Here is a 25070-nt window from a genome sequence, read left to right as displayed (position 1 = left end):
ATTTACGCCATAAGGGCCGGCAACTGCCGATTCAACGCGAGTTTTTCCATGACCGCGCCACCGGTCAGGGCATAGCCCAACAACTGCCCATCCGCGCCGTGGCAGAGCACTTTCAGATCGGCGCCGCTACCTTCGACCACCCAGGTACCCTCATGGCCGACAGGCGGTGGCGAGACCACCAAGGGACAAGCCGGGGTCTTCACCGTGACCGGCATCGGCCCGTAGCTGACCGTGGTTGGGTTGCCGGCCAGGGTCTGGGCCAGGGCACGGGCGCAGGTCATCAAGGGCATCACATACAGCAGGTTGATGCCGTCGACCTCGGCGCAGTCGCCCAGGGCGAAGATATTGGCGTGGGAGGTACGCAGCTGGCGGTCGACCACCACGCCACGGTTGACCTGCAAACCCGCCGCCGCAGCCAGGTCGGTGCGTGGACGCAGGCCGATGGCCGACACCACCAGGTCGCAGGGGATCACGCGGCCATCGGACAGGTGCGCCTCGAGCGCTTCGCCGACCCGCTGCAGACGGGTCAGTATCGGCCCCAGGTGGAAACGCACGCCCAACCCTTCCAGGCCGGCCTGCACAGCGCCGGCCGCCGCAGGATGCAGCAGGGTCGGCATGACCTGCTCGCACGGTGCCACCACTTCGCAATGCAGGCCGCCCAAGGTCAGGTCATTGGCGAACTCGCAGCCAATCAGGCCGGCGCCGAGGATCAGCACCCGCTGCTTGCCGGCGGCCGCTGCGCGAAAACGGGCATAGTCCTCGAGGTCGTTGATCGGGAAGATCAACTCGCCAGTATCGCCTTCGACCGGCACCTGCACGGTTTGCGCCCCCCAGGCCAGCACCAGGTCACGGTACTCGACCGCCTCCTCGCCGATCCACAGGCGCTTGTGGCCCGGGTCGATGCCGCTGATGCGGGTGTGGGTGCGGATTTCGGCCTTGAGCTGCTCGGCCATGGCGCCAGGCTCGGCCATGCACAGGCCGTCGGCGTCCTTGTGCTTGGCAAAGCCGGTGGAGAGCATGGGCTTGGAATACGAGCGACCGTCATCGGCGGTGATCAGCAGCAGCGGCGTGTCGCCATCGAGCTTGCGAAACTCGCGCGCCAGGTTGTAGCCGGCCAGGCCGGTGCCAATGATCACCACAGGGGACGTCATGTCGTGCATTCCTTCTTCAGAACTTGAGGGGGCGATCAGCCGATGGCGATCATTTCGAAGTCGCTCTTGCCCACGCCGCAGTCGGGGCACAGCCAATCTTCCGGCACATCTTCCCAGCGGGTGCCGGGGGCGATGCCGTCATCCGGCCAGCCTTCGGCTTCGTCGTAGATCAGGCCGCAGACAATACATTGCCACTTCTTCATTCGGTGCTGTTCCTTGGTCAGGCTCGGGAGTGCGTTGCCGCTGATGGTTGGCGCGGGACAACCCGCGGCAAGACCATCGCGCAATCTTTGGTGGGCTTTTTTACTGGCCCTGCTGGCAGGATGCAAGCCACAAGGGCAAACATGCTAAGCTCGCCGCCTCTCTGGCCTGTATCAAGCATACCGACGTGCCGTACGAAACCCCGCAAGCAGCCGCTGTCGCGTGGCTGCCGTATCCACAGCTGGCGAGCACGCTCGACCAGCCGACTTTGGACTGGCTGTTCGACGAAGGCTCCCTGACCCGCCGCCTGACCCGCCTCTCCCATGACCACTTCAGCGTCACGCCCCTGTTCGAGGGCTGGCAGGCGCTGCGCGACGACGAATGCGCGGCCCTGGGCCTGGCGCCTGGCGCGCAAGGCTGGGTGCGCGAGGTGTACCTGCGTGGCCATGGCCAGCCGTGGGTGTTCGCCCGCAGCGTGGCCGGGCGCAGTGTCCTGGAGCGCGGTGGCCTCGACCTGGAAACCCTGGGCAGCCGCTCGCTCGGTGAGCTGCTGTTCTGCGACCAGGCATTCGTCCGTCACCCCATCGAGGCCTGCCGTTATCCACAGGCCTGGCTCCCCACCGAGGCTGCCCAGGCCGGGCTCTGGGGCCGGCGCTCGCGCTTCGAGCGCGCCGGCCTCGACCTGCTGGTGGCCGAGATCTTCCTGCCGACCCTGTGGGCCGCGGCCCAGGAGGCGAACCGCTGATGTACCTGAACCTGCTCAAGTCGCTCAATCGCCTGCACCCCAGGGCCTGGGACTTCATCCAGCTCAGTCGCATGGACCGGCCCATCGGCATCTACCTGCTGCTGTGGCCGACCCTGGTCGCGGTGTGGATCGCCGGCAACGGCGCACCCAGCGTGAAAAACGTGCTGATCTTCGCCCTCGGCGTGGTGCTGATGCGCGCCGCGGGCTGCTGCATCAACGATTTCGCCGACCGCAAGGTCGATGGCCACGTCAAGCGCACCGCCGACCGACCACTGGCCAGCGGCCGGGTCAAGCCGCGCGAGGCCCTGGGGTTGTTCGCGCTGCTGGTGGCGGTGAGCTTCCTCCTGGTGCTGTGCACCAACGCCAGCACCGTCTGGCTGTCGTTCGGCGCCGTGGCCCTGGCGTTCTGCTACCCATTCATGAAGCGCTACACCTACTACCCACAGGTGGTGCTGGGCGCGGCCTACTCCTGGGGCATCCCCATGGCCTTCACCGCTGCTGGCGGCGAGCTGCCGGCCAGTGCCTGGCTGCTGTACCTGGCCAACCTGCTGTGGACGGTGGGCTACGACACCTACTACGCCATGGTCGACCGTGACGACGACCTGAAGATCGGGGTGAAATCCACCGCGATCCTGTTTGGCGAGGCCGACCGGGTGATCATCCTGACCCTGCAACTGCTGTCGCTGGGCTGCCTGTTGCTGGCCGGCAACCGCTTCGAACTGGGCGGCTGGTTCCATCTGGGGCTGCTGGCAGCGGCGCTGTGCTTTGCCTGGGAGTTCTGGACGACGCGCACGCTGGACCGCGACGCCTGCTTCAAGGCATTCCTGCACAACCATTGGGCGGGGATGCTGATCTTCATCGGGGTGGTACTGGATTACGCCTTGCGCTGACGCCGGCGGCCTCGTTCGCCGGCAAGCCGGCTCCTACAGGGTGGTGTTGTAGGGGCCGGCTTGCCGGTGAACAGGGCATCACTGGCTCAGGGCTTGGCCACGTGCCAGACGTCCTTCATGCCATCGCCGGTGGTATCCCCGGCCTTCTTGTCCTTGACGAAGGTATACAGCGGCTTGCCATCGTAGGCCCACTGCATCGATCCATCGTCGCGGGTGACGTGGCTCCACTTGTCCTTCGGCGCCTCGTCGTCCTTCTTGACCATCAGCGGCGGCCAGTTCTTGGCGCACTCGCCACTGCACATGGACTTGCCGCCAGCATCCTTGTCGAAGGTATACAGGGTCATGCCGTCGTGGTCGACCCACATGCCGTCCTTCTCCATGGCGTGATGAGCCGACGCCACCCCCGGCGCTGCCAGCGCAGCGCAAAGGGCCATCCAGCTCAGCGTATGTCGTGTCATTGGAATCACCATCGTTTCGGGGGTGGAAGAAGTGTTGCCCGCCGCCATGGCGGCCCCTTGAAGCCTAGTCCAGTCACGCAATGGCGCCAGAACCGCCCATGAGCTGTCACACAGCTGCAATAATTCCGTTATCTAATGCGGGCCAAGACATCGTTCCTGGGAGAGGTAATTGAGCATGGTTGGCAGAAACATTCTGATCGTCGACGACGAAGCGCCTATCCGCGAGATGATCGCCGTTGCATTGGAAATGGCCGGCTATGACTGCCTCGAGGCAGAGAACTCGCAGCAGGCCCACGCCATCATCGTCGACCGCAAGCCGGACCTGATCCTGCTCGACTGGATGCTGCCGGGCACCTCGGGCATCGAACTGGCCCGGCGCCTCAAGCGCGACGAGCTGACCGGCGACATCCCGATCATCATGCTCACCGCCAAGGGCGAAGAGGACAACAAGATCCAGGGCCTGGAAGTTGGCGCCGACGACTACATCACCAAGCCGTTCTCGCCCCGCGAACTGGTCGCGCGCCTTAAAGCCGTGCTGCGCCGCACCGGGCCGAGCGACAGCGAGGCACCCATCGAGGTGGGCGGGCTGCTGCTCGACCCGATCAGCCATCGCGTGACCATCGACGGCAAGCCCGCCGAGATGGGCCCCACCGAATACCGCCTGTTGCAGTTCTTCATGACCCACCAGGAGCGCGCCTACACCCGCGGGCAGCTGCTCGACCAGGTCTGGGGCGGCAACGTCTACGTCGAGGAGCGCACCGTCGACGTGCACATCCGGCGCCTGCGCAAGGCACTGGGTGAAGCCTACGAAAATCTGGTACAAACCGTCCGCGGCACCGGTTATCGCTTCTCGACAAAAAGCTGAGCGAAGCCCCTGGCACCCGCTGTACAAGGACTGTCAATTGAACCAGAACTGGCACGCGACCCTGATTCGCCACATGTTGCTGCTGATCACCGCCTGCCTGATCGGCGGCCTGGTCAGCGGCTATTACGGCTGGAGCCTGGCCATCGGCCTGGCGCTTTACCTGGCCTGGACGCTCAAGCAACTGCTGCGCCTGCACGATTGGCTGCGCAATCACCAACCCGACGAAGCACCACCCGACGGCTACGGCCTGTGGGGCGAGGTGTTCGACAGCATCTACCACCTGCAGCGCCGCGACCAGCGCGTGCGCGGCCGCCTGCAGGCGGTGATCGACCGGGTCCAGGAGTCCACCGCGGCGCTGCGCGACGCGGTGATCATGCTCGACAGCGACGGCAACCTTGAATGGTGGAACCGCGCCGCCGAGACCCTGCTGGGCTTCAAGACCCCGCAGGACGGTGGCCAACCGGTGACCAACCTGGTCCGCCACCCCCGGTTCAAGGAGTACTTCGAGTCGCAGAACTACGCCGAGCCGCTGGAAATCCCCTCGCCGATCAACGACCGCCTGCGCGTGCAACTGCACCTCACCCGCTATGGCAACAACGAACACCTGATGCTGGTGCGCGATGTCACCCGCATCCACCAGCTCGAGCAAATGCGCAAGGACTTCGTCGCCAACGTCTCCCACGAGCTGCGCACGCCGCTGACGGTTATCACCGGCTACCTGGAAACCCTGCTGGACAACGTCGAGGACGTGAACCCGCGTTGGAGCCGCGCCCTGCAACAGATGAACCAGCAAGGCGCGCGCATGCAGACCCTGCTCAACGACCTGTTGCTGCTGGCCAAGCTCGAAGCCACCGACTACCCGTCGGACAACCAGCCAGTGCTGGTCGATACCCTGCTCGGGGCGATCAAGAACGACGCCCAGGCGCTGTCCGGCCCGCGCAACCAGAGCATCACCCTGGAAGCGGCCCCCGGCATTCGCCTCAAAGGCAGTGAGTCGGAGCTGCGCAGCGCCTTCTCCAACCTGGTGTTCAACGCGGTCAAGTACACCCAGGACCAAGGCAATATCCGCATCCGCTGGTGGGCCGACGAACAAGGCGCGCACTTGAGCGTGCAGGACTCAGGGGTGGGCATCGACGCCAAGCACCTGCCGCGCCTGACCGAGCGCTTCTACCGAGTCGACTCCAGCCGCGCCTCCAACACCGGCGGCACCGGGCTTGGCCTGGCGATCGTCAAGCACGTGCTGATGCGCCACCGCGGCCGCCTGGAAATCAGCAGCGTGCCTGGACATGGCAGCACCTTCACCTGTCATTTTGCGCCGGCACAGTTGGTACCTGGCAAGAATTGACCCGTAGGAGCCGGCTTGCCGGCGAACCAAGCGACGTGGTGGTTCGCCGGCAAGCCGGCTCCTACAGTTGCCAATGGCAGCACGCCCCTTTGCTTTTGCGGCTTCAGCCGCTACATTGGATCCCCTGTGCCAGCCATCGCTGGCACTTTTTTTCTCCCATTCTCAAAGACGGACCCCGTAAAAACCCCATCATGGACCCTTCCCCTGGTATCAGCCTCACCTCGTTGTTCGCCGATTTCGGCATGATTCTCTTCGCCTTGTTCCTGGTGCTGCTCAACGGCTTCTTCGTCGCCGCCGAGTTCGCCATGGTCAAGCTGCGCGCCACCCGCGTCGAGTCCATCGCCGAGCTGCATGGCTGGCGCGGCAGCATCCTGCGCAAGGTGCACAACCAGCTCGACGCCTATCTCTCGGCCTGCCAGCTGGGTATCACCCTGGCCTCGCTGGGCCTGGGCTGGGTCGGCGAGCCGGCGTTCGCCCACTTGCTCGAGCCACTGCTGGCCTATATCGGTGTCGACACCCCCGAGCTGATCAAGGCGATCTCGTTCTTCGTCGCCTTCTTCGTGATCTCGTACCTGCATATCGTGGTCGGCGAGCTGGCGCCCAAGTCGTGGGCGATCCGCAAGCCCGAGCTGCTGTCGCTGTGGACCGCCGTGCCGCTGTACCTGTTCTACTGGGCTATGTACCCAGCCATCTACCTGCTCAACGCCAGCGCCAACACCATCCTGCGCATCGCCGGGCAAGGCGAGCCTGGCCCGCACCACGAGCACCACTACAGCCGCGAGGAGCTCAAGCTGATCCTGCACTCCAGCCGTGGCCAGGACCCGAGCGACCAGGGCATGCGCGTGCTGGCCTCGGCGGTGGAAATGGGCGAGCTGGAAGTGGTCGACTGGGCCAATTCGCGCGAAGACATGGTCAGCATCGATGCCCGCGCGCCGCTCAAGGAGATCCTCGCGCTGCTGCGCCGGCACAAGTTCAGCCGCTACCCGGTGTACGACGCCGAGCGCGAAGAGTTCACCGGCCTGCTGCACATCAAGGACCTGCTGCTGGAGTTGGCCGAGCTGGATCACCTGCCCGAGACCATCGACCTCGAAGACCTCGCGCGCCCGCTGGAGCGCGTTTCCCGGCACATGCCGCTGTCCCAGCTGCTGGAGCAGTTCCGCAAGGGCGGCGCGCACTTCGTGCTGGTCGAGGAAGCCGACGGCAAGGTCATCGGCTACCTGACCATGGAAGATGTGCTGGAAGTGCTGGTGGGTGATATCCAGGACGAACACCGCAAGACCGAGCGCGGCATCCTCGCCTACCAGCCGGGCAAGCTGCTGGTGCGCGGTGATACGCCGCTGTTCAAGGTCGAGCGCCTGCTGGGCGTGGACCTTGACCATATCGAGGCGGAAACCCTGGCCGGCCTGGTCTACGAGACCCTCAAGCGGGTGCCCGAGGAAGAGGAAGTGCTGGAGGTCGAAGGCCTGCGCATCATCATCAAGAAGATGAAAGGGCCGAAGATCGTGCTGGCCAAGGTGCTGAAGCTCGATTGACCCGAGAGCCCGCGCCTACATCCGTGGGTGCGGGCTTGCTCCGCAAGGCGTCATGGATTCCCTGCGGTAAAGTCCGGCAAACCACCGATTGGCCGGTCGAACTGATACGGGATCGACTCAAGCGCCAGCCCCACATTGCGCTGCACCACGAAATGCAGGTGCGGCCCGCTGCTGTTGCCGGTGTTGCCCGACTTGGCCAACGCCTGCCCCTGGGTCACTCGCTGCCCCTCGCCCACCACCACCGAACCGCGCATCAGGTGCAGGTAAACCCCCATGGTGCCGTCCGGGTGCAGGATCCTGACGAAATTGCCCGCCGGATTGTTGCCCCGCCCGCTCTGGTTGTTCTCGATCTTCACCACCACTCCACCGCGTGCCGCGATGATCGGCGTGCCTTCGGGCATGGCGATGTCCATGGCATAGCGGCCCTTGGGCCCGAAGTGGCTGAAACGCCCGTTGGGGCCCTGGCTCAGGCGGAACGGCCCACCCTTCCAGGGGAACGGATAACGGTAGCCCTGCGGGCGCTGGCCCGGATCGCCCATGGCGTAGCGGAACTTGGTGTCGTACTTGAGGCGGGCCCCTTGGCGAGCCTGCACCACGCTGAGGATCAGGTTCGAGCGCGGCGGCACCAGGCGCCGGACGATGCGCGGGGCGTTACCGCCCTGGGCATTGGCCAGGCGCTCCACACGCAGTTCAACTTCCATCGGCACGAACAGCTCATTGCGCGCGACAAAGCGCACGCCGCCGGCGAAATCCTCGGTCTTCAGCCGCACCTGGCCGTCCAGGCGCTCGACCATGGGTTCGCGGAACACGAAAACCTTGGCGCCCACGCTGGGTCGGTCGGAATAGGAAACCACGCCATAGGTATCGGTGGTCTTGTAGATGGTCATGGCCAGGCTCGACGCCGAGGCCGTGAGCAAGGCACAGAACAGCAGCAGTCGGGAGGGCGGCATGATGGTGGCTTTTTGACAGTTGCGTTCTGTCGAAGCCTAGCAGCCGGATTTGAGAGGGATATGACAGTTGGTCGGGTGACAAGTAGGAGCCCGCCTTGCTGGCGAAGCAAGCGTCGCGGTGCCTGGCACCGGCTGCGCCGGTGTTCGCCGGCAAGCCGGCTCCTACGGGGTCAGGGCAGCAAACCGATATCAGGCGCCTGGGGTGAAGTGCTTCTGCGCCGTGCCCCGGGCGATCAGCCGCGACAGGTAGTCGAGCTTCTGCGCATCCTGGTCGACGAACTTGAAGGTCAGTTGCAGCCAGTCGCTCTCAGGCTTGGGTTCCAGCGCCGCGATGGCGTGCAGGTAGCCGTTCAGCCGCGCGGTCTCGGCGTTCTCGCCCTGCTCCAGATCCAGCACCGCACCTTCGAGCACCTGCGGCAGGTTGGCGCTGCGTCGCACCACCAGCAACGCCTCCTTGAGGCTCAGGGCCTTGATCACGCACGGCTGGGTGCCGCTGGCCAGGCGCAACTGGCCTTGGCCACGGCCGCTCTGCGCAGAAGCGGCGGCGCTCTTGGGCGTCGGCGCGTTGATCAGCGGCTTGGCCGCCGGTGCCGCTGCCACCGCCGGCGCGGCGACCTTGGCCGCTTCCGGGCGACCGCCGGTCAAGGCGCTCAGCGAGTCGTTGGCGAACGCCGAGTTGACCCGCGCCGGCGCGCTGGCCATCAGGCTGTCGAGCTTGCCGATCTTGGTCAGGGACTTCTTCACCTTGGTCAACAGCTGCTCGTTGGTGAACGGCTTGCCGACGAAGTCGGAGACGCCGGCCTGGATGGCCTGGATCACGTTCTCCTTGTCACCACGGCTGGTCACCATGATGAACTGCATGGTCTTCATCTCTTCCTGCTGGCGGCACCAGGTCAGCAGTTCGAGGCCGGACATCTCCGGCATCTCCCAGTCGCACAGGACCAGGTCGAAACGTTCCTTGCTCAGCATGGCCATGGCCTTGCGGCCGTTGACCGCATCCTCGATCACCATGCCCGGGAAGGCATTTCGCAGGCACTTCCTCACCAGATCGCGGATGAACGGCGCGTCATCCACAACCAGTACATTGACTTTACTCATCGATACTCCTCTTGAATCCCGACTAGCATACCGCCGACTGATGGCCATTTGCCAAACCACTGGTCACGCCGGGACTTCTCACACGGTTCGCGGGTGCCTGCTGGTGCTCGACCGCAAACGAAAACGCCCGGCGAGTGCCGGGCGTTCATGCTCGGGAGCAACCTTATTTATCGTCCGGTTCAGCCGGAACATTAGCGATTTCGCCCTCATCGAACGCTTCGCCCTGCACCTCGGCCTTCATGCGCTTGAGGCCCATGTGGCGCACGTCGGTGCCGCGCACCAGGTAGATCACCAACTCGGAGATGTTGCGTGCGTGGTCGCCAATGCGCTCCAGCGAACGCAGGGCCCAGATCACGCTGAGCACGCGGGAGATCGAACGCGGATCTTCCATCATGTAGGTGACCAGCTCGCGCAGCGCGGTCTTGTACTCGCGGTCGATGGTCTTGTCATACTGGGCCACCGACAGCGCCAGGTCGGCGTCGAAGCGGGCAAAGGCGTCCAGCGCGTCGCGGACCATGTTGCGCACCTGGTCGCCGATATGGCGCACCTCGACATAGCCGCGTGGCGACTCGCCTTCCTCGCACAACTGGATGGCGCGGCGGGCGATCTTGGTCGACTCGTCGCCGATGCGCTCGAGGTCGATCACCGACTTGGAGATGCTGATGATCAGGCGCAGGTCGGAGGCCGCCGGCTGGCGACGGGCGAGGATGCGCACGCACTCCTCGTCGATGTTGCGCTCCATCTGGTTGATCTGTTCGTCGACTTCGCGCACTTGCTGGGCCAGGCCCGAGTCGGCCTCGATCAGCGCGGTGACGGCGTCGTTCACCTGTTTCTCGACCAGGCCGCCCATGGCCAGGAGGTGGCTGCGCACCTCTTCGAGCTCGGCGTTGAACTGCTGGGAGATGTGGTGGGTAAGGCTTTCTTTGTTGATCATCGTTTCGCTCCGCGAAGAAGCTGCAAGCTTCAGGCAGCCTAATGTGATTCGTGTCGTTCCTTGGCCTGTAGGAGCGGCCTTGTGTCGCGAAAGGGCTGCAAAGCAGCCCCGGCAATGTGTACATCACGGCTGAGATCCCGGGGCCGCTTCGCGGCCCTTTCGCGACACAAGGCCGCTCCTACACAGGCACCCTATGGTCGGTGGTTAGCCGTAGCGCCCGGTGATGTAGTCTTCGGTCTGCTTCTTCGCCGGGTTGGTGAACAGGGTGTCGGTATCACCGAATTCGACCAGTTTGCCCATGTACATGAACGCGGTGTAGTCCGAAACCCGGGCCGCCTGCTGCATGTTGTGGGTCACGATGACGATGGTGTACTTGGATTTCAGTTCGTAGATCAGCTCTTCGACCTTCAGCGTCGAGATCGGGTCCAGTGCCGAGCACGGCTCGTCGAGCAACAGCACTTCCGGCTCCACGGCGATGGTCCGGGCGATCACCAGACGCTGCTGCTGGCCGCCGGACAAGCCCAGGGCCGAGTCATGCAGGCGATCCTTCACTTCATCCCACAGCGCGGCGCCCTTGAGCGCCCATTCCACGGCCTCGTCGAGCACGCGCTTCTTGTTGATGCCCTGGATGCGCAGGCCGTAGACCACGTTCTCGTAGATGGTCTTGGGGAACGGGTTGGGCTTCTGGAACACCATGCCCACGCGGCGGCGCAGCTCGGCCACGTCCTCGCCCTTGCGGTAGATGTTGTTGCCATACAGGTTGATGGCGCCCTCGACGCGGCAACCGTCGACCAGGTCGTTCATGCGGTTGAAGGTGCGCAGCAGCGTGGACTTGCCGCAGCCGGACGGGCCGATGAAGGCAGTCACGCGCTGCTTGGGGATGTTCATGCTGACGTCGAACAGCGCTTGCTTGTCGCCGTAGAACAGGGACAGGCCGGGAACTTCGATGGCCACGGTCTCTTCGGCAAGGCGCAGGCTCTGCTTGTCGCGGCCCAGGGCCGACATGTCGATGCCGTGGGTATGAGCTTCGTGTTGCATGTTCTTACTCCATTTGAAGCTGCAAGCTTCAAGCTGCTAGCTGCAAGTTTGGACAGAGCGGCAATCTGCTTGGAGCTTGCCGCTTGTGGCTTAAAGCTGAACTCAGTGGTCGAGGGCCTTGTACTTCTCGCGCAGGTGGTTACGGATCCACACCGCCGAGAGGTTGAGGGTGGCGATCACCAGCACCAGCAGCAACGCGGTGGCGTACACCAGCGGCCGCGCGGCCTCGACGTTGGGGCTCTGGAAGCCGACGTCATAGATGTGGAAGCCCAGGTGCATGATCTTCTGGTCCAGGTGCAGGTACGGGTAGTTGCCATCCAGCGGCAACGACGGCGCCAGCTTCACCACCCCCACCAGCATCAGCGGGGCCACTTCGCCAGCGGCGCGAGCCACGGCGAGGATCATGCCGGTCATCATGGCCGGGCTGGCCATCGGCAGGACAATCTTCCACAGGGTCTCGGCCTTGGTCGCGCCCAGGGCCAGCGAGCCCTCGCGCACGGTACGCGGGATCCGCGCCAGGCCTTCCTCGGTGGCCACGATCACCACCGGCACCGCCAGCAACGCCAGGGTCAGCGAGGCCCACAGCAGGCCAGGAGTGCCCAGGGTCGGCGCCGGCAGCGACTCGGGGAAGAACAACCGGTCGATCGAGCCGCCCAGCACATAGACGAAGAAGCCCAGGCCGAACACGCCATAGACGATCGCCGGAACACCCGCCAGGTTGTTCACCGCAATGCGGATCAGCCGGGTCACTGGGCCCTGCTTGGCGTATTCGCGCAAGTACACCGCAGCCAGCACACCGAACGGTGTGACGATCACGGCCATGATCAGGGTCATCATCACGGTGCCGAAGATAGCCGGGAAGATACCGCCTTCGGTGTTGGCCTCACGCGGGTCGTCGCTGAGGAACTCCCACACCTTGCTGAAGTAGGCGCCCATCTTGGTCAGGCCGGACATGGCGTTCGGCTGGATCGCGTGGACCACCTTGCTCAGGTTGATCTCCACTTCGCGGCCGTTGCCGTCACGGGCCACCAGGCTGTCGCGGGCGAAGGCCTGGTGCAGGCCGGTCAGGCGCTCCTCGATGGCCTTGTAGCGGTTGTTCAGCTCGGCGCGCTCGGCATCCATGTCGGCCTGGGCGGCGGCATCCAGCTTGCCGTTGAGCTCGAGCTTGCGCGCTTGCAGCCGCAGACGCTCGAGACCATGGTTGATGGCGCCGATGTCCTTCTTCTCCAGCTTCACCAACTGGTCGTTGAGCTCGCTGGCGCGCTTGAGACGGGCCTGCAGTTCGTTCCAGGCCTCGGGGCCCTGGGCGACCACGCGGCCTTCTTCCTTGACGCTGACCAGGTAGCCGTAGAAGTTGCCCCACTCGCGGCGCTCCAGGGCGATCAGGTCGGTCGGTTTTTGCTGGTCCACCAGCCAGTCACCGACCAGCCAGGTGAAGTCGCTGCCGTTGAGGTCGCGGTTGCCGATCTTGACCAGCTCGCGGGTCATGAACTCCGGGCCCTGGTCGGGCACCGGCAAACCGGCGCCCTTGAGGCGTTCACGCGGTACCTCTTCCTTCTGCACCACTTCGCCGATGATCACATGGTCGGCCTGGCCGGGTACCTTGTAGGTGGCCTGGATCAGGTCGGCCGGCCAGAAGTGGCCCAGGCCACGGACGGCGATCACGGCCAGCAGGCCGACGGTCATGATGACCGCCATGGCCACCGCGCCACCGCTGATCCAGACGCCAGGGGCGCCGCTCTTGAACCAGCCTTTGAGGGAATCCTTTTTCACGGATCTCTACCTTTCTATCAAAGCGACGAGTATTTCTTGCGCAGGCGCTGGCGAATCAGCTCGGCCAAGGTGTTCATCACGAAGGTGAACATCAGCAGCACGAGGGCGGCGAGGAACAGCACACGATAGTGGCTGCCGCCGACTTCCGACTCAGGCATTTCCACGGCCACGTTGGCGGCCAGGGTGCGCATGCCCTCGAACAGGTTCAACTCCATCACCGGGGTGTTGCCGGTGGCCATGAGCACGATCATGGTCTCACCCACCGCGCGGCCCATGCCGATCATCAGCGCCGAGAAGATACCCGGGCTGGCGGTGAGGATGACCACGCGGGTCAGGGTCTGCCAGGGCGTCGCGCCCAGGGCCAGGGAGCCCAGGGTCAGGCTGCGCGGCACGCTGAACACGGCGTCTTCGGCGATGGAGTAGATGTTCGGGATGACCGCGAAGCCCATGGCGATACCCACCACCAGGGCGTTGCGCTGGTCGTAGGTGATGCCCAGGTCGTGGCTGATCCACAGGCGCATGTCGCCCTTGAAGAACCAGCTCTCGAGGAACGGACTCATGTACAGGGCAAACCAACCGATCACCAGGATCACCGGAATCAGGATCGCCGCTTCCCAACCATCCGGGATACGCAGACGGATCGACTCCGGCAAGCGGCTCCAGCTGAAGCCCGCCACCAGGATGCCGATCGGCATGATCAGGAACAGGCTGAACACGCCCGGCAGGTGGCCTTCGAGGTACGGCGCGAGGAACAGGCCGGCGAAGAAACCAAGGATCACCGTCGGCATCGCTTCCATCAGCTCGATCACCGGCTTGACCTTGCGGCGCATGCCCGGGGCCATGAAGTAGGCGGTGTAGATGGCGGCGGCGATGGCCAGCGGCGCGGCCAGGATCATCGCGTAGAACGCGGCCTTGAGCGTACCGAAGGTCAGCGGCGACAGGCTCAGCTTGGGTTCGAAGTCGGTGTTCGAGGCAGTCGACTGCCAGACGTACTTGGGCTCGTCGTAGTTCTCGTACCAGACCTTGCCCCACAGCGCGCTGAAGGAGATCTCAGGGTGCGGGTTGCGCAGGCTCAGGGGCAGCAGCTTGCCGCCCGCCTCGATGATGACGCGGTTGGCGCGCGGCGACAGGGCGAGGACACCCGCGCCGTCAGCCACCGACTCGACCAGCAGGGTACGGTGCGCGGTACTGTGGAATACGCCGAGCTTGCCGTCGCTGTCCAGGGCGATGAAGCCCTTGCGGCGCTCCTCGGCGTCGATCTGCACCACCGGCGCCTTGCTCAGCTGGAAGCTGCGAATCAGCTTGAAGCGCGACTCGCCATCCGGGTCGCGGGCCATGAACCACTGGCTCAGGCCACCCTTGGAATCGCCGAAGATCAGCGAAATGCCGCCGACCAGCTGGGCGGTCGCGGTGATTTCGGTGTCGCCGTTCTCGGACAGCTTGTAGCGCCCGTTGAGGCTCTTGTCGCGCAGGTTGAAGACATCGGCGGTAGCCCGGCCGTTGACCACGTACAGCCACTGCTGACGCGGATCGATGAAGATGTTCTTCACCGTCTCGGTCATCTGCGGCAGCTCGATGCGGTTCTGCTCGGTAGTGACCTCGCCGGTCATCATGTTCTCGGTGCGCGCCAGCTCGATGACCTGCAGGTGCGAACCGGTGGAGCCGGCCAGCAGCAAGGTCTCGCCATTGACGTTGACGCTCACGTGTTCCAGAGCACGGCCCTGATCGTCGAGGGTGAAGGCGTCCTGACCATAGGGGAAGTCGATGCCCGCCTCGATGGTCTTCTTGTTGTCCGGGTAGGTGATCTTGTAGGTGTGGTGGAACACGATCGCCTGGCCGTTGGACAGGCCCAGCACCACCAACGGGCTACCCGGTTGGTCGGTGCTGATCGAACTGACCTGGGCGCCGGCCGGCAGCGGCAGGTCGACGCGCTTCACCTCGGCACCGGTCTTGGTGTCGAAGAACAGCGCCTGGCCCTTATCGGAAACGCGCATGCCCACGAGGTTCTGTTCCTCGAGGGCGATCAGCAGCGGCTTGCCAGCATCCTGCTGCAGCCAGGTCGGCTCCAGGGCTTTCTTGCTGGTCAGTTCGGCGCCCTGGAACAACGGCAGCACCACGTAGGCCAGGTAGAAGAAGATCAGCGTGATCGCCGCCAGCACGGCCAGCCCGCCCACCAGGACGTACCAGCGGGTCAGGCGATCCTTGAGCGCGCGCAGGCGGCGCTTGCGTTGCAACTCGGGCGTATTGAAGTCAATCCGCACGGGAGGAGAATTTTGGGTCATGGTGGAGTTGGCCAGATCATTCATGCGCACACCCTAGCGGTCCCGTATGACAAAAACATGACAGTGCAGTGACGCAACAAAGCCCGACGCGCAGGAGCCCTGGCCTCGGACTGACGAATTCATGGAAAGAGGCCGGCGCATTCGCTGCCGACCTCTTCCGGTTACTGCCTAATTACTTCTTTGCAACGTTGCCAGCGTGGGACAGGCCCAGGTCAGCCAGGGTCTTGTCGACCACTTTGGCAGGCAGCGGGATGTAGCCGTCCTTGACCACGACCTGTTGGCCGGCTTGCGACAGCACCAGCTTGACGAACTCGGCTTCCAGCGGGGCCAGCGGCTTGTTCGGCGCCTTGTTGACGTAGACGTACAGGAAGCGCGACAGCGGATAGGTGCCGTTCAGGGCGTTGGCCTCGTTGTCTTCAACGAAGGCGCCGCCTTCTTTCTTGGCCAGTGGCACGGTCTTGACGCTGGCGGTCTTGTAGCCGATGCCCGAGTAGCCGATGCCGTTCAGCGACGAACTGATCGACTGCACGACCGAAGCCGAGCCAGGTTGTTCGTTGACGTTAGGCTTGAAGTCGCCTTTGCACAGGGCTTCTTCCTTGAAGTAGCCGTAGGTGCCGGATACCGAGTTGCGGCCGAACAGCTGCACTGGCTTGTTGGCCAGGTCGCCGGTCACGCCCACGTCGCCCCAGGTCTTCACGTCAGCCTTGCCACCGCACAGGCGGGTGGAGGAGAAGATGGCGTCGACCTGAGCCATGGTCAGGCCTTTGATCGGGTTGTCCTTGTGCACGAACACGGCCAGGGCGTCGACGGCAACCGGAATGGCGGTCGGCTTGTAGCCGTACTTCTGCTCGAAGGCCTGCAGCTCGACGTCCTTCATCTTGCGGCTCATCGGGCCCAGGTTGGCGGTACCTTCGGTCAGCGCGGGTGGCGCGGTGGAGGAGCCGGCGGCCTGGATCTGGATATTTACGTTCGGATATTCCTTCTTGTAGGCCTCGGCCCACAGGGTCATCAGGTTCGCGAGGGTGTCGGAACCGACGCTGGAGAGGTTGCCCGATACACCGGTGGTCTTGGTGTAGGTCGGGATTGCAGGATCGACAGCGGCGACCGCATTGGCGGCAGCGACGCCAGCGGCGGCAAAGGTCAGGGCCGCCATCAAACGCTTCAGTTTCATGCCTTGCTCCTAGCAGGAATATCGTAGGGGTTGTGATGGAACGGGCCCAAGTATCTGCAGGCCGCATGAACACTCTATGACTCGAATGTGACAATTGAATGAAAGGCCATCACCGGTTACCGGGATGGCCTTTTCAGGATGTTGCAGGAGGGGGCAGGCAGGTTTGGCCCATTCGCCGGCAAGCCGGCTCCTACAGGTATTACGCGCCCTTGTAGGAGCCGGCTTGCCGGCGAACCGTCAGCGTTTCCTGGCCAGCAGGTAGATACCCACGGCCAGACCAACGGCACACAGGCAAGCCACATAGTACGCAGGCGCCATCGGGCTGAACTTCAGCAGCGCGGTCACCACCATCGGCGTCAGCCCACCAAAAATCGCGTAGGCCAGGTTGTAGGAGAACGACAACCCACTGAAACGCACCACCGGTGGGAACGCCTTGACCATCACATAGGGCACGGCGCCGACGATGCCCACGCACAGGCCGGTCAGGGCATACAGCGGGAACAGCAGGTCCGGACGGGTCGGCAGGCTGTGGTAGAAGGCCCAGGAAGAGGCCAGCAACGCCAGGCTGCCGACGATGAACACCCGCCCCGCGCCAAAGCGGTCGGCCAGGCTGCCGGCGCCGATGCAACCGACACTGAGCAGGACGATGGCCAGGCTGTTGGCCTTGAGCGAATCGGTGGGGCTGACGTGGTACAGGCTCTGCAGCAGCGCCGGGGTCATCAGGATCACCACCACGATGCCGGCCGACAGCAGCCAGGTGAGCAACATCGACAGGATGATCGCGCCACGATGGTCGCGCAGCACCGCGCGCAGCGGCAGCTCTTCGGCCAACGCCTTGCGCTCCTGCATCTCGGCGAACACCGGGGTTTCGTGCAGCCAGCGGCGCAGGTAGACGGCGAAGAAGCCGAACACCCCACCGAGCAGGAACGGGATCCGCCAGGCGTAGTCCGCCACCTCCTCCGGGCTGTAGACCGTGTTGATCAGCGTCGCCACCAGCGAGCCCAGCAGGATGCCCGAGGTCAGGCCGGCGGTCAGCGTGCCGCAGGCATAACCGGTGTTGCGCGCCGGTACATGCTCGGAGACGAACACCCAGGCGCCAGGCACCTCGCCACCGATAGCCGCGCCCTGGATAACCCGCATCAGCAGCAGCAGGATCGGCGCCCACAGGCCGATCTGCGCATAGGTCGGCAGCAGGCCCATCACCAGGGTCGGCACGGCCATCAGGAATATGCTCAGGGTGAACATCTTCTTGCGCCCGAGCAGGTCGCCGAAGTGGGCCATGACGATGCCGCCCAGCGGCCGCGCCAGGTAGCCGGCGGCGAAAATGCCGAAGGTCTGCATCAGGCGCAGCCACTCGGGCATGTCGGCCGGGAAGAACAGCTTGCCTACCACCGTGGCGAAGAACACGAAGATGATGAAGTCGTAGAATTCCAGGGCACCGCCAAGGGCGGACAGCGAGAGAGTCTTGTAGTCACTGCGGGACAGCGGCCGGGATGGCTGCTCGATACGGGTCTGCGCGGAGGTCATCGCTGTTGTTTCTCTTATAGGTCTGCGGACCGCTTGGCATGCGGCTTCTCGGAGGTCAGGCAGCGAAGATAGCAAATTGCCGAGCCGCGCTCATAGCGGTACAAAATCCATACAGATATTCATGAATGTGCGGTCGTCGCTGGCTGTGCGGGTATATATACTGCCCGTTCGTAGGAAAAGGTTGCTTCTACTGAGGGATATTGTGCGAAAACGTCGGTCAGTATCGTCGGACTGTTTCGCAGAGTCTCCCTTCGGCCGCCTCCCGAAGCGAAATCAGCGTAGTATGCGTGTTGCTGAATCGTTTTTACGGCGTCCATTACTGCGCCACCAACGAAGCGTCACGGGTCAGAGGCCCCACCGCATGATTGAGCTCGAACAAGAAGATCCTATCCCGCAGGGCGACCTGGCCTTGCAGATCACCGCGCTGCCACGCGAAACCAACGGTTTCGGCGATATCTTCGGCGGCTGGCTGGTCGCCCAGATGGACCTGGCCGGCACCGCCATGGCCAGCCGCGTCGCCGGTGGCCGAGTGGCCACTGTGGCCATCGACCGCATGGCCTTCCTGGTGCCGGTAGCCGTGGGCGCGCAGCTGTCCTTCTATACCCAGACCCTGGAAATTGGCCGCAGCTCGATCCAGATGATGGTCGAGGTATGGAGCGACGACCCGCTGTCCAGCGAATGGCGCAAGGTTACCGAGGCGGTGTTCGTGTTCGTCGCCATCGATGGCAGTGGCCGTACCCGTTCGGTGCCTCGTCGCTGAGCCGAGCGAGCGGTAAACTCATTGCACGTCACCGGGTCCAACGACCCGACAGACAATCCATGAGACGAGCGCAATGGCTAACTTCCAGGTCGACACCGAGCTACACGGCGAACTCAACTGCTGGCGCATCACCAGCGACCATGCCGAACTACTGATCGCCCAGCAGGGCGCGCAAGTCCTCAGCTACCAGCGGATCGGCGAACCGCCGCTGCTGTGGCTGAGCGACCAGGCCATCTTCCGCCAGGGCAAGTCGGTGCGCGCCGGCGCCCCGGTGTGCTGGCCATGGTTCGGCATCTTCGAGCGCAACCCCGATTCGGTCAAAGCCATGTACACAGGCGGGCAAGCACCGGCCCACGGCCTGGTGCGCGGGCGCGACTGGCAATTGCTGAATGTCGAGGAAACCGGCGACACCCTGCGCATCGAGTTCGCGCAGCCCGAAGCCCTGGGCGATCTGCCGGGTTGGCCGCACGAAGTCGAGCTCAAGCTGGTGGTGGAACTGGGCCAGCAACTGCAGCTGACCCTTACCAGCTATAACCTTGGCAACACCGATGTCACCCTGAGCCAAGCCCTGCACAGCTACTTCGCGGTGAGCGATGTGCGCCAGGTACAAGTGGAAGGCGTGGACGGGTTGGCCTATATCGAAACCCTGGCCAACTGGGAACAACGCAAGCAGCAGGGCAACCTGGGTTTTGCCGGCGAGACTGATCGCATCTACCTGAACGCGCCTGAGCGACTGGCGATTGTCGATCCGCACTGGAACCGACGCATCACCCTCACCGCTGGCGGCTCACGCACCGCGGTGATCTGGAACCCCTGGATCGACCGCGCCCGCGACCTGCCGGACATGGCCGACGATGGCTGGCAGCGCATGCTGTGCATCGAGACGGCGAATGTGATGGATGATGTGGTGACGCTGAGGCCGGGGGCCAGTCATTCGATGAGCGTGGCGATCGGTAGCGAAGCGCTCTGATTCAATAGTTTCAGCTGCCGGCGAACAGGCTTCACAGATCGGCGTCTTCCACCACCCTCACCTGCCCGGCATCCAGGGCATACGCCGCATCCGCCAGGTCATTGCTGACCGTCTCCACCTTCAGCGTGCCGGTCACCCACAGCGGCGTGTAGATATCGTCGATTTTCAGCCCCTTTGGATAGCGCACCAGCACCAGCTGGTTCGGTGGCGGCGGCGGCACGTGGATGCATGCCCCTGGGTAGGGCACCAGGAAGAACAGCGTGCTGTTGCCCTTGGCATCGCTTTCCAACGGCACCGGGTAGCCACCCAGGCGAATCTGCTTGCCGTTCATCGCAGCGACGGTCTTGGTCGAATACATCACCGCCGGCAGGCCCTTGCTCTGCTTCAGCCCACCCTTGGCGGTGAAGGTGCCCAGGGCTTCCGGGGAGTTGTGGTCGATCTCGGGCATCTGCTCGAGGGCCTTCTGGTCCGACTTGGGCATCAACTCCAGCCAGTCGGTCTCAGGCAGCTCGGCATGGGCCAGGGTGCTGGCCAGCAGCAGGGGAAGGAGAAATAACGCACGCATGCTCGGCAACTCAGGATGAATTGCCGGGCATTCTAGCGGGAATTCAGCGTTTCTTGATGAAGCCGTAGATCACCAGCAGGATGATCGCGCCAACCAGGGCGCCGAAGAAGCCTGCGGCCTGCCCGGCCTGGTAGATGCCCAGTGCCTGCCCGCCATAGGTGGCGGCCAGCGAGCCGGCAATGCCGAGGAGGATGGTCATGATCCAGCCCATGCTGTCGTCCCCTGGTTTCAGGAAACGCGCCAGCAGGCCGACGATCAGGCCGATGAAGATGGTTCCAATGATGCCCATGGCAATCCCTCTGTGGTGAAGATGGAACAAGCCAAAGCCTAGTCAGCGCTTTGGCATGTTGCCATCTCAGAGCGGCATTGCCTGGCAGAAGTTCGATCAGCCGACGATCAACGCCTCTACTTCGGCAATCTTGGCCTTGAGCGTGGCCATGTCGGCGCAGCGCAGGGTGGCATGACCGACCTTGCGTCCGACCTTGAACGCCTTGCCATAGTGATGCAGGTGGCAGTCGTCGATGGCGATGACCTTGCCCACCGCCGGCACCTCACCGATGAAGTTGAGCATGGCGCTTTCGCCGACCTTGGCGGTCGAGCCCAGCGGCAGGCCGGCCACGGCGCGCAGGTGGTTCTCGAACTGGCTGCACTCGCTGCCTTCGATGGTCCAGTGCCCGGAGTTGTGCACGCGCGGGGCGATCTCGTTGGCCTTCAGGCCACCGTCGACCTCGAAGAACTCGAAGGCCATCACGCCGACATAGTCGAGCTTTTGCAGCACACGGCCGACATAGTCCTCGGCCAGGGCCTGCAGCGGGTGCCCCTCACTGGCCACCGACAGTTTGAGGATGCCGCTGTCGTGGGTGTTGTGCACCAGCGGGTAGAAGCGCGTTTCGCCATCGCGGGCACGCACAGCCACCAGCGAGACCTCGCCGGTGAACGGCACGAAGCCTTCCAACAGGCACGGCACGCTGCCCAGCTCGGCGAAGGTGCCGACCACATCCTCGGGCTTGCGCAGGACCTTCTGGCCCTTGCCGTCGTAACCCAGGGTGCGGGTCTTGAGCACGGCCGGCAGGCCGATGCTGGCCACGGCAGCGTCGAGATCGGCTTGCGAAAGGATATCGGCGAACGCCGGGGTCGGGATGCCCAGGTCGCGGAACAGGCTCTTTTCGAACAGCCGGTCGCGGGCGATCCGCAGCGCTTCGGCGCTCGGGTACACCGGCACGAACTGCGAGAGGAAGGCAACGGTTTCGGCCGGCACGCTCTCGAACTCGAAGGTCACCAGGTCGACTTCGTCGGCCAGTTGGCGCAGGTGGTCCTGGTCGCCGTAGTCGGCGCGCAGATGCTCGCCCAGTGGTGCGGCGCAGGCGTCCGGCGCCGGGTCGAGGAAGGCGAAGTTCATGCCCAGCGGGGTGCCCGCCAAGGCCAGCATGCGGCCCAGCTGGCCACCACCGATTACACCGATCTTCATATATTCAGCCTCAAGCCTGACGCGGGTCTGGATTGTCCAGCACGGTGTCGGTCTGCTCGGTGCGGAACTGCTTGAGCGCCGCGTGGAACTGCGGGTGCTTGGCACCGAGGATGCTCGCCGAGAGCAACGCCGCGTTGATCGCGCCGGCCTTGCCGATGGCCAGGGTGGCAACCGGCACGCCGGCCGGCATCTGCACGATCGACAGCAGCGAGTCGACGCCCGACAGCATCGACGACTGCACCGGCACACCCAGCACCGGCAAGTGGGTCTTGGCGGCGCACATGCCTGGCAGGTGGGCTGCGCCACCGGCACCGGCGATGATCACCTCGATGCCGCGGCCCTCGGCCTCCTCGGCGTACTGGAACAGCAGGTCCGGCGTGCGGTGGGCGGAAACCACCTTCACTTCGTAGGGAATGCCGAGTTTTTCCAGCATATCGGCGGTGTGGCTAAGGGTGGACCAATCGGACTTGGAGCCCATGATCACGCCAACCAGTGCACTCATCGTCGAGCCTCTTCGCTTGTGCGCCCGCAGGCGCGTCAAAAAACAACAAGCCACGCGGGACGACCGGCGTGGCTTGTTTGCTGATCATGACCGGATCTATCCGGTCGAGGGGCCGCGCAGTATAGCGTAACGATGGACGATCACGGCACCCCTGGCGACCAACTGTCGCCCTTATTTTTCGGGGGTTTGGCTGACTTTCGGGTCAACTGAGCCACCCTCCAGCTTGCGCCACAGCAAGCGCACGTTGGCCTTGCGCACCAGGGCGCAACGGTACAGGCGGATTTCCAGCGGCACATGCCACTGACTGCCACCGCAGATCGCCAGCTCGCCCCGCTCCAGCTCGCCGCGCATCGACAACTTCGGCACCCAGGCGATACCCATGCCTTCCAGGGCCATGCTCTTGAGACTGTCGGCCATGGCGGTTTCATAGACCGTGGTATAGCGCAGGTTGCGCTGGCGCAGCAGCAGGTTGACCGAACGACCAAGGAAGGCACCGGCGCTGTAGGCCAGCAGCGGTACGCTGCCCTCGCCTTCCAGGTCGAACAACGGCTTGCCGTCGGTGCCCACCGCGCACACCGGAAGCATTTCGGTGTTGCCCATATGCAAGGACGGGAAGATCTCGGCGTCCATCTGCAACGCCGCGTCCGGGTCGTAGAACGCCAGCATCAGGTCGCAGCCACCCTCGCGCAGGGCATGCACGGCATCTCCGACGTTAGTCGCAACCAGGCGGGTGGCGATGTTCAACCCATCGTTGCGCAGCTGTGCCACCCAACGGGGGAAAAAGCCCGATGCCAGCGAGTGCGCGGCGGCCACCTGGATCACCTCGCCCTGGCCACCTTCGAGGTGGTGCAAGTGGCGCAGCACTTCGCTCAACTGGTCGACAACGGTGCGCGCGGTTACCAGAAACAGCTGCCCGGCCTCGGTCAATTCGATGGGGGTGCGGGAACGATTCACCAAGGTCAGCCCCAGCGCCGCCTCCAGGCTGCGAATGCGCCGGCTGAAGGCAGGCTGAGTAACGAAGCGGCGCTCGGCCGCCTGCGAAAAACTACGGGTAGAGGCCAGGGCACTGAAGTCTTCCAGCCACTTGCTTTCGAGGTTCATCGACTACTCCGCAACGCGTGCACCAAAATGGAACACGCTCGATTGTCAATCGGCGTCACATCAAACCGTATGCCGTTTGCGCATAGGTTAGCGTGCAACAGCATTGGCCGCAAAATCTGGGCAGCCCTAGGATTGGCGCCATTCCGGCAGGTGCCGGGTCAAAATCGAGATGATATCTATCATGTCTTCCGCTGCATCGTTCCGCGTCGAAAAAGATCTGCTTGGTACCCTTGAAGTCCCTGCCGATGCCTACTACGGCATCCAGACCCTGCGCGCTGCCAACAACTTCCACCTCTCCGGCGTTCCGCTGTCGCACTACCCGAAACTGGTAGTCGGCCTGGCGATGGTCAAGCAGGCCGCTGCTGACGCCAACCGTGAGCTGGGGCACCTGAGCGATGCCAAGCACGCTGCCATCAGCGCAGCCTGCGCCCGCCTGATCAAGGGTGACTTCCACGAACAGTTCGTGGTGGACATGATCCAGGGCGGTGCTGGCACCTCCACCAACATGAACGCCAACGAAGTCATCGCCAACGTCGCGCTGGAGCACATGGGCCACCAGAAAGGTGAGTACCAGTACCTGCACCCGAACAACGACGTGAACATGGCGCAGTCGACCAACGACGCCTACCCGACCGCGATCCGTCTGGGCCTGCTGCTGGGCCACGACGCCCTGCTGGCCAGCCTCGACAGCCTGATCCAGGCCTTCGCCGCCAAGGGTAAAGAGTTCGACCATGTCCTGAAGATGGGCCGTACCCAACTGCAAGACGCCGTGCCGATGACCCTGGGCCAAGAATTCCGCGCCTTCGCCACCACCATGACCGAAGACCTGCAGCGCCTGCGCTCGCTGGCCCCGGAACTGCTGACCGAAATCAACCTGGGCGGCACCGCCATCGGTACCGGCATCAACGCCGACCCTGGCTATCAGGCCCTGGCCGTGCAGCGCCTGGCGACCATCAGCGGTCAGCCGCTGGTCCCGGCCGCCGACCTGATCGAAGCCACCTCCGACATGGGCGCCTTCGTGCTGTTCTCCGGCATGCTCAAGCGCACCGCGGTCAAGCTGTCGAAGATCTGCAACGACCTGCGCCTGCTGTCCAGCGGCCCACGCACCGGCATCAACGAGATCAACCTGCCGGCGCGCCAGCCAGGCAGCTCGATCATGCCAGGCAAGGTCAACCCGGTTATTCCCGAGGCCGTCAATCAGGTGGCCTTCGCCATCATGGGCAACGACCTGGCCCTGACCGTCGCCGCCGAAGGTGGCCAACTGCAGTTGAACGTGATGGAGCCGCTGATCGCCTACAAGATCTTCGACTCGATTCGCCTGCTGCAACGCGCCATGGACATGCTGCGCGAGCACTGCATCGTCGGCATCACCGCCAACGAACAGCGCTGCCGTGAACTGGTCGAGCACTCGATCGGCCTGGTCACCGCCCTGAACCCGTACATCGGCTACGAAAACGCCACCCGTATCGCCCGCGTCGCCCTGGAAACCGGCCGCGGCGTGCTGGAACTGGTGCGCGAAGAGAAGCTGCTGGACGAAGCGATGCTCAACGACATCCTGCGTCCGGAAAACATGATCGCTCCCCGTCTGGTTCCGCTGAAGGCGTAACCCAGGCCGCTGCAAACAGTCTCACCAGGTCGAGGGACTAGACACCTCTCAACCTTTCAAGGGCCCGAGCGCACGCTCCGGGCCCTTTTTTTATGCCTGCGCTTCAAACCCTGTGCCATCTCTTTAGGAGCGGCATAT

General features: G+C 64.1%; 24 protein-coding genes. 8 read left to right on the top strand and 16 right to left on the bottom strand.

Translation table 11 applies throughout. From position 1 onward, the window contains the following. Window positions 1-2: 2 nt before the first annotated feature. Window positions 3-1151 (bottom strand): NAD(P)/FAD-dependent oxidoreductase, encoded by a 1149-nt coding sequence (locus E3U47_RS01595; protein WP_134689176.1) that lies wholly within the window; start codon window positions 1149-1151, stop codon window positions 3-5. A gap of 35 nt (window positions 1152-1186) precedes the next feature. Then, window positions 1187-1354: a rubredoxin gene (locus E3U47_RS01590; RefSeq protein WP_011536423.1), complete on the bottom strand. Its 168-nt coding sequence runs from the start codon at window positions 1352-1354 to the stop codon at window positions 1187-1189. Window positions 1355-1539: 185 nt separating this feature from the next. Here E3U47_RS01590 and E3U47_RS01585 point away from each other — a divergent pair, with 185 nt between their 5' ends. Then, window positions 1540-2097 carry a chorismate lyase gene (locus E3U47_RS01585; RefSeq protein WP_134689175.1) on the top strand — a complete coding sequence of 186 codons (558 nt, stop codon included), beginning with the start codon at window positions 1540-1542 and terminating at the stop codon, window positions 2095-2097. Then, window positions 2097-2987 carry a 4-hydroxybenzoate octaprenyltransferase gene (ubiA, locus tag E3U47_RS01580; RefSeq protein ID WP_134689174.1) on the top strand — a complete coding sequence of 297 codons (891 nt, stop codon included), beginning with the start codon at window positions 2097-2099 and terminating at the stop codon, window positions 2985-2987. The genes E3U47_RS01585 and ubiA overlap by 1 nt, the downstream gene beginning before the upstream one ends. Before the next feature lie 86 nt (window positions 2988-3073). Here the strand turns inward: ubiA and E3U47_RS01575 are convergent, their stop codons facing one another. Continuing rightward, window positions 3074-3445, bottom strand: coding sequence for a hypothetical protein (locus E3U47_RS01575; protein ID WP_134689173.1), 372 nt, complete (start codon window positions 3443-3445; stop codon window positions 3074-3076). Window positions 3446-3620: 175 nt separating this feature from the next. On the opposite strand from E3U47_RS01575, the gene phoB reads away from it, so the two are divergent. From phoB to E3U47_RS01560, 3 genes are all read left to right on the top strand, one after another. Next, window positions 3621-4310 (top strand): phosphate regulon transcriptional regulator PhoB, encoded by a 690-nt coding sequence (gene phoB / locus E3U47_RS01570; protein ID WP_003253341.1) that lies wholly within the window; start codon window positions 3621-3623, stop codon window positions 4308-4310. A gap of 73 nt (window positions 4311-4383) precedes the next feature. Next, on the top strand, window positions 4384-5655 hold the full coding sequence (gene phoR, locus E3U47_RS01565; protein ID WP_256660212.1) for a phosphate regulon sensor histidine kinase PhoR: 1272 nt from the start codon (window positions 4384-4386) through the stop codon (window positions 5653-5655). A 191-nt stretch (window positions 5656-5846) separates the two neighbouring features. Beyond that, a complete protein-coding gene (locus tag E3U47_RS01560) occupies window positions 5847-7187 on the top strand; it encodes a hemolysin family protein (protein ID WP_134689171.1) in 1341 nt (446 codons plus the stop codon). Between the two features lie 50 nt (window positions 7188-7237). Here the strand turns inward: E3U47_RS01560 and E3U47_RS01555 are convergent, their stop codons facing one another. The 8 genes from E3U47_RS01555 to E3U47_RS01520 all read right to left on the bottom strand — a co-directional run bounded on the left by E3U47_RS01555 (window position 7238) and on the right by E3U47_RS01520 (window position 17960). Then, window positions 7238-8137, bottom strand: a complete 900-nt coding sequence (locus tag E3U47_RS01555) for a peptidoglycan DD-metalloendopeptidase family protein (RefSeq protein WP_134689170.1) — start codon at window positions 8135-8137, stop codon at window positions 7238-7240. Between the two features lie 189 nt (window positions 8138-8326). Beyond that, a complete protein-coding gene (locus E3U47_RS01550) occupies window positions 8327-9235 on the bottom strand; it encodes a response regulator (protein ID WP_134689169.1) in 909 nt (302 codons plus the stop codon). A 163-nt stretch (window positions 9236-9398) separates the two neighbouring features. Then, window positions 9399-10169 (bottom strand): phosphate signaling complex protein PhoU, encoded by a 771-nt coding sequence (phoU, locus tag E3U47_RS01545; protein WP_023630537.1) that lies wholly within the window; start codon window positions 10167-10169, stop codon window positions 9399-9401. Window positions 10170-10373: 204 nt separating this feature from the next. Beyond that, on the bottom strand, window positions 10374-11207 hold the full coding sequence (gene pstB, locus E3U47_RS01540; RefSeq protein ID WP_134689168.1) for a phosphate ABC transporter ATP-binding protein PstB: 834 nt from the start codon (window positions 11205-11207) through the stop codon (window positions 10374-10376). Window positions 11208-11309: 102 nt separating this feature from the next. Further along, entirely contained in the window at window positions 11310-12980 is a 1671-nt protein-coding gene (gene pstA / locus E3U47_RS01535; protein WP_134689167.1) for a phosphate ABC transporter permease PstA, read from the bottom strand. 17 nt (window positions 12981-12997) lie between these two features. Next, entirely contained in the window at window positions 12998-15286 is a 2289-nt protein-coding gene (locus tag E3U47_RS01530) for an ABC transporter permease subunit (protein WP_134689166.1), read from the bottom strand. Between the two features lie 148 nt (window positions 15287-15434). Beyond that, window positions 15435-16433: a phosphate ABC transporter substrate-binding protein PstS gene (locus E3U47_RS01525; protein ID WP_134689165.1), complete on the bottom strand. Its 999-nt coding sequence runs from the start codon at window positions 16431-16433 to the stop codon at window positions 15435-15437. Between the two features lie 237 nt (window positions 16434-16670). Then, window positions 16671-17960 carry an MFS transporter gene (locus E3U47_RS01520; RefSeq protein ID WP_134689164.1) on the bottom strand — a complete coding sequence of 430 codons (1290 nt, stop codon included), beginning with the start codon at window positions 17958-17960 and terminating at the stop codon, window positions 16671-16673. A gap of 361 nt (window positions 17961-18321) precedes the next feature. Here E3U47_RS01520 and E3U47_RS01515 point away from each other — a divergent pair, with 361 nt between their 5' ends. Continuing rightward, complete coding sequence (locus tag E3U47_RS01515) at window positions 18322-18720, top strand: acyl-CoA thioesterase (RefSeq protein ID WP_003253317.1); 399 nt, start codon at window positions 18322-18324, stop codon at window positions 18718-18720. A gap of 73 nt (window positions 18721-18793) precedes the next feature. Continuing rightward, window positions 18794-19690, top strand: a complete 897-nt coding sequence (locus E3U47_RS01510; protein ID WP_134689163.1) for a D-hexose-6-phosphate mutarotase — start codon at window positions 18794-18796, stop codon at window positions 19688-19690. A gap of 31 nt (window positions 19691-19721) precedes the next feature. Here E3U47_RS01510 and E3U47_RS01505 read toward each other — a convergent pair whose 3' ends face one another. The 5 genes from E3U47_RS01505 to E3U47_RS01485 all read right to left on the bottom strand — a co-directional run bounded on the left by E3U47_RS01505 (window position 19722) and on the right by E3U47_RS01485 (window position 23326). Then, complete coding sequence (locus E3U47_RS01505) at window positions 19722-20255, bottom strand: DUF3299 domain-containing protein (protein WP_134689162.1); 534 nt, start codon at window positions 20253-20255, stop codon at window positions 19722-19724. Window positions 20256-20298: 43 nt separating this feature from the next. Next, complete coding sequence (locus E3U47_RS01500; RefSeq protein WP_023629866.1) at window positions 20299-20544, bottom strand: GlsB/YeaQ/YmgE family stress response membrane protein; 246 nt, start codon at window positions 20542-20544, stop codon at window positions 20299-20301. A 96-nt stretch (window positions 20545-20640) separates the two neighbouring features. Next, window positions 20641-21723 carry a 5-(carboxyamino)imidazole ribonucleotide synthase gene (locus tag E3U47_RS01495; protein ID WP_134689161.1) on the bottom strand — a complete coding sequence of 361 codons (1083 nt, stop codon included), beginning with the start codon at window positions 21721-21723 and terminating at the stop codon, window positions 20641-20643. Window positions 21724-21733: 10 nt separating this feature from the next. Continuing rightward, window positions 21734-22225, bottom strand: coding sequence for a 5-(carboxyamino)imidazole ribonucleotide mutase (gene purE / locus E3U47_RS01490; protein ID WP_134689160.1), 492 nt, complete (start codon window positions 22223-22225; stop codon window positions 21734-21736). A 171-nt stretch (window positions 22226-22396) separates the two neighbouring features. Then, window positions 22397-23326 carry a LysR substrate-binding domain-containing protein gene (locus E3U47_RS01485; protein WP_134689159.1) on the bottom strand — a complete coding sequence of 310 codons (930 nt, stop codon included), beginning with the start codon at window positions 23324-23326 and terminating at the stop codon, window positions 22397-22399. 181 nt (window positions 23327-23507) lie between these two features. Between E3U47_RS01485 and aspA the strand changes: the two genes are divergently transcribed. Beyond that, window positions 23508-24932: an aspartate ammonia-lyase gene (gene aspA / locus E3U47_RS01480; RefSeq protein ID WP_134689158.1), complete on the top strand. Its 1425-nt coding sequence runs from the start codon at window positions 23508-23510 to the stop codon at window positions 24930-24932. Window positions 24933-25070: the final 138 nt, after the last annotated feature.

Origin of the sequence: Pseudomonas sp. RIT623 (assembly GCF_004519305.1) — a bacterium.
Lineage (GTDB): Bacteria > Pseudomonadota > Gammaproteobacteria > Pseudomonadales > Pseudomonadaceae > Aquipseudomonas.
This window is presented reverse-complemented; position numbering and strand designations above follow the sequence as displayed.

Excerpts from the sequence above, each read along its gene's own strand:
- ubiA (WP_134689174.1), top strand. The coding sequence starts at position 2,097 with ATGTACCTGAACCTGCTCAAGTCGCTCAATCGCCTGCACCCCAGGGCC.
- E3U47_RS01550 (WP_134689169.1), bottom strand. The coding sequence starts at position 9,235 with ATGAGTAAAGTCAATGTACTGGTTGTGGATGACGCGCCGTTCATCCGC.
- phoU (WP_023630537.1), bottom strand. The coding sequence starts at position 10,169 with ATGATCAACAAAGAAAGCCTTACCCACCACATCTCCCAGCAGTTCAAC.
- E3U47_RS01515 (WP_003253317.1), top strand. The coding sequence starts at position 18,322 with ATGATTGAGCTCGAACAAGAAGATCCTATCCCGCAGGGCGACCTGGCC.
- pstB (WP_134689168.1), bottom strand. The coding sequence starts at position 11,207 with ATGCAACACGAAGCTCATACCCACGGCATCGACATGTCGGCCCTGGGC.
- E3U47_RS01520 (WP_134689164.1), bottom strand. The coding sequence starts at position 17,960 with ATGACCTCCGCGCAGACCCGTATCGAGCAGCCATCCCGGCCGCTGTCC.
- E3U47_RS01575 (WP_134689173.1), bottom strand. The coding sequence starts at position 3,445 with ATGACACGACATACGCTGAGCTGGATGGCCCTTTGCGCTGCGCTGGCA.
- E3U47_RS01590 (WP_011536423.1), bottom strand. The coding sequence starts at position 1,354 with ATGAAGAAGTGGCAATGTATTGTCTGCGGCCTGATCTACGACGAAGCC.
- E3U47_RS01525 (WP_134689165.1), bottom strand. The coding sequence starts at position 16,433 with ATGAAACTGAAGCGTTTGATGGCGGCCCTGACCTTTGCCGCCGCTGGC.
- aspA (WP_134689158.1), top strand. The coding sequence starts at position 23,508 with ATGTCTTCCGCTGCATCGTTCCGCGTCGAAAAAGATCTGCTTGGTACC.
- E3U47_RS01505 (WP_134689162.1), bottom strand. The coding sequence starts at position 20,255 with ATGCGTGCGTTATTTCTCCTTCCCCTGCTGCTGGCCAGCACCCTGGCC.
- E3U47_RS01560 (WP_134689171.1), top strand. The coding sequence starts at position 5,847 with ATGGACCCTTCCCCTGGTATCAGCCTCACCTCGTTGTTCGCCGATTTC.
- phoB (WP_003253341.1), top strand. The coding sequence starts at position 3,621 with ATGGTTGGCAGAAACATTCTGATCGTCGACGACGAAGCGCCTATCCGC.
- purE (WP_134689160.1), bottom strand. The coding sequence starts at position 22,225 with ATGAGTGCACTGGTTGGCGTGATCATGGGCTCCAAGTCCGATTGGTCC.
- E3U47_RS01510 (WP_134689163.1), top strand. The coding sequence starts at position 18,794 with ATGGCTAACTTCCAGGTCGACACCGAGCTACACGGCGAACTCAACTGC.
- E3U47_RS01500 (WP_023629866.1), bottom strand. The coding sequence starts at position 20,544 with ATGGGCATCATTGGAACCATCTTCATCGGCCTGATCGTCGGCCTGCTG.
- E3U47_RS01530 (WP_134689166.1), bottom strand. The coding sequence starts at position 15,286 with ATGAATGATCTGGCCAACTCCACCATGACCCAAAATTCTCCTCCCGTG.
- E3U47_RS01555 (WP_134689170.1), bottom strand. The coding sequence starts at position 8,137 with ATGCCGCCCTCCCGACTGCTGCTGTTCTGTGCCTTGCTCACGGCCTCG.
- E3U47_RS01485 (WP_134689159.1), bottom strand. The coding sequence starts at position 23,326 with ATGAACCTCGAAAGCAAGTGGCTGGAAGACTTCAGTGCCCTGGCCTCT.
- E3U47_RS01595 (WP_134689176.1), bottom strand. The coding sequence starts at position 1,151 with ATGACGTCCCCTGTGGTGATCATTGGCACCGGCCTGGCCGGCTACAAC.
- phoR (WP_256660212.1), top strand. The coding sequence starts at position 4,384 with ATGTTGCTGCTGATCACCGCCTGCCTGATCGGCGGCCTGGTCAGCGGC.
- E3U47_RS01495 (WP_134689161.1), bottom strand. The coding sequence starts at position 21,723 with ATGAAGATCGGTGTAATCGGTGGTGGCCAGCTGGGCCGCATGCTGGCC.